Below are 295 nucleotides of genomic sequence, written 5' to 3'. Positions count from 1 at the left end.
ATCCTCCAGGACGTGATCCGCAACCTGCCCACCGCCCAAGGCTACAGCGACTCCAAAGGCCTGTTCAGCGCACGCAAGGCGGTGATGCAGTATTACCAGCAGAAGCAGGTGGAAGGTGTCGGTATTGAAGACATCTACCTGGGCAATGGCGTGTCTGAACTGATTGTGATGTCGCTGCAGGCCTTGCTCAACAACGGCGACGAAGTGCTGGTGCCGGCACCGGATTACCCGCTGTGGACCGCCGCCGTGACCCTGGCTGGCGGCCACCCGGTGCACTACCTGTGCGACGAAGGTG

The 295-nt window shown here is 61.4% G+C and carries 1 protein-coding gene; it reads left to right on the top strand.

What is annotated here, in order from left to right; translation table 11 throughout:
* A partial coding sequence (locus AC0L20_RS40710; protein ID WP_473295779.1) for an aminotransferase class I/II-fold pyridoxal phosphate-dependent enzyme occupies nt 1–295 on the top strand: 295 nt, incomplete at both ends.

The organism is Bradyrhizobium sp. Kon58 (assembly GCF_055807455.1).
This window is presented reverse-complemented; position numbering and strand designations above follow the sequence as displayed.